This window comes from Streptomyces sp. NRRL WC-3549, from assembly GCF_000721935.1.
GTDB lineage: Bacteria > Actinomycetota > Actinomycetes > Streptomycetales > Streptomycetaceae > Streptomyces.
Map to the genome: position 1 here is coordinate 1 of NZ_KL585447.1, position 2,782 is coordinate 2,782.

Genomic DNA, 2,782 nt, shown 5'->3' on the forward strand with positions numbered 1-2,782 from the left:
TCCTGCCCTCTCCGCCTCATCAATACCGGCCTGCCGGGCGCGCGGCATTCGCACGGGTCATTATTCACCTGCGCACCGCATACGGACCGCCGCCGCCCGCAGCAATTCCGGCAGGAAGACGCGTCCCGATCCGACGAATTCCCGGCTGGCCCGGCGGGCCCGTTCACGTCCGGCGGGCCCGTTCGCAATCGGCACCGCGCACACAGCATCTCGCCCCGAGGCCGCGCCCCGGCGGCGAGAAGTTCCGTCCGACGGCCGCCACTCCCCGCCCGGCCCGGGATCGCTCTCGCCGCACCTCCGCACCACGCCGATCCGGCCACCGTGCCGCGCCACCTGGCGGCGGCAGTCAGAGGCCCCGGGGCCCCGCGCCTCCTCCCCCCAGGCGCGTGGGCCCCGGCCATCACCCTCTTCGGGCACACCCCTCCCGGCCCGCTCCGGGGCACCCGCGAGGCAACAGCCCAGGTCGGCCGCCTCCCCGCCGCACACCGCGACCAGCCCTGATAAAAATACCTTCTCAAAGGAATTATTCTGTGCCAGGATGTAACGCGGGTGGAAGCTCCAGGGACCGACCCAGAGACCCCGGATGCCGCCACGCCCCGGCCGTCGCGGCCCCCCGGCCACGGCGCCGACGGCCATGACGAGCCCCACCCGTGTTCAGCCGTCTTCGCCGTCCGAACGCCAAGGGGGAACACGTCATGCTGAGCTTCTCGATTCTCGGCGCGCTTCAGATCCGCACCGCATTAGGCCCCGCGGAGATCTCCGGCGATCTCCAACGGACCCTTGTCCAGACACTCCTCGTGAACGAGGGCCGGTCCATCTCCGGCGAGAGCCTCGTCGAGGAGATGTGGGGCGAATCCGTCCCGGACAACCAGGCCAACGCCTTGCAGGCGCACGTCAGTCGCCTGCGCCGCAAGCTGAAGGGACTGGAGCCCGACCGGGCGACGTCCCGGCTCACCATCCATCCCTCCGGCTACCGGCTCATGATCGGCGAAGGCGAGCTGGACGCCGCCGAGTTCACCAAGACCGTGCGGCTGGCGGAGGTCGCGACGGCCGGCGACCCGGCGGCCACCGCCCGGATGCTCGGCGAGGCCCTCGCCATGTGGCGCGGTCCGGTGTTCGGCGACTTCCCCGGCGGCACCCTGTGCCAGTTGGCGTGCGGTCGCTACGAGGAACACCGCATGCGGGCCATGGAACTCCTCTTCGACGCGGAGCTGCGTCTGGGCCATCACGCGGCGATACTCGCCGAACTCCATGACGCCCACACCGACCATCCCCTGCGGGAACGCTTCTGCGAACAGCTGATGATCGCCCTCTACCGATCGGGCCGCCAGGCCGACGCACTCAATGTCTACCGCCGGATGTGGCAGCACCTCTCGGACGAGCTCGGTATCGAGCCCTCGCCCGCACTGCGCCGGGTGGAGAACGCGATCCTCTCCCACGACCCGGCCCTCGTCGGCGACATCCCCGCGCGGGTCGTGCTCCAGCCGGCCTGAACCGCCCGCTTCCTCGCCGGATCACCCGACCGTGTAAGCCCGCCGTCAGTACCCGGTCAGCCCTCATTGCGACGATCCCCACGGAAGACGGAACGCACGGAAGCAGCCCCCTCGACCACTCGGAGACCTCCATGACCACGAGTCAGGCTTCGGCCCTCCCGGCGAACACGGCCGAACGCACGGCGGCGGCACGCCCCCTGCGCATCGTCCTCGCGCTCGACGCCGTCGTGACCACCGTGAACGGCCTGATCTATCTGCTCGCCGCCGGTCCCGTGGGCGAGCTGCTCGACCTCGACACCGGCCTGCTGCGCGGCATCGGCGCCTTCCTCACCGTGTACGGCGTCCTCGTGGCGGTCCTGGCCACCCGCCCGGCGCCGTCGGCCGGTGCCACCAAGGCAGTGATCGAGGCCAACCTGCTGTGGGCGGTCGCCAGTGCGGCCACCGCCGCCTTCGGCTGGTTCGGCGCGAACACCGTCGGCACCGTGTGGATCCTGCTCCAGGCCGCCGTGGTCGGTGGCTTCGCCGTCCTGCAGATCAACGCTCTGCGCCGACTCGGCAGCTGACACCACGCCACCGCGTCCGCACCGGTCCGCCGTCGGGCGGGCCGGTGGCCGGGGCGGCCAACGGGTAAGGGGAGACATGCGGTTCCACGTCGCGGAGCTGGCCGGGATACGGGAGCAAGTGCACGCAGGCCCCGGGGAGAAGGCCACCGCCGCACAGAAGGCCAAGGGCAAGCTCACCGCTCGCGAGCGGATCGGCCTGCTGCTCGACGAGGACTCGTTCCACGAGGTGGAACCCCTGCGCCGGCACCGGGCGACCGGTTTCGGCCTGGAGGCCAGGCGTCCGTACACCGACGGTGTCGTCACCGGCTGGGGCACGGTCGACGGCCGGACCGTCTTCGTCTACGCACACGACTTCCGGATCTTCGGGGGCGCGCTCGGCGAGGCCCACGCCGCCAAGATCCACAAGATCATGGACATGGCCCTGTCCGCGGGCGCCCCGCTCGTCTCGCTGAACGACGGCGCGGGCGCCCGCATCCAGGAAGGCGTCACCGCCCTGGCCGGTTACGGCGGTATCTTCCGCCGCAACACCAAGGCGTCCGGGGTCATCCCGCAGATCAGCGTGATGCTCGGCCCGTGCGCGGGCGGCGCGGCGTACTCACCCGCACTGACGGACTTCGTGTTCATGGTCCGCGAGACCTCGCAGATGTTCATCACGGGACCGGACGTGGTCAAAGCGGTGACGGGCGAGGAGATCACCCAGAACGGCCTCGGCGGTGCCGACGTGCA

The 2,782-nt window shown here is 71.0% G+C and carries 3 protein-coding genes; all 3 read left to right on the forward strand.

Annotated features, from left to right (window positions below):
- Positions 1-650 precede the first annotated feature (650 nt).
- Positions 651-1,493 (forward strand): AfsR/SARP family transcriptional regulator, encoded by an 843-nt coding sequence (locus IH13_RS0134895; protein WP_234433495.1) that lies wholly within the window; start codon positions 651-653, stop codon positions 1,491-1,493.
- A gap of 131 nt (positions 1,494-1,624) precedes the next feature.
- A complete protein-coding gene (locus IH13_RS0134900; protein ID WP_031090992.1) occupies positions 1,625-2,056 on the forward strand; it encodes a hypothetical protein in 432 nt (143 codons plus the stop codon).
- A gap of 76 nt (positions 2,057-2,132) precedes the next feature.
- Positions 2,133-2,782 (forward strand): carboxyl transferase domain-containing protein (locus IH13_RS0134905; RefSeq protein WP_031090994.1); only part of this gene is annotated, 650 nt, incomplete at its 3' end.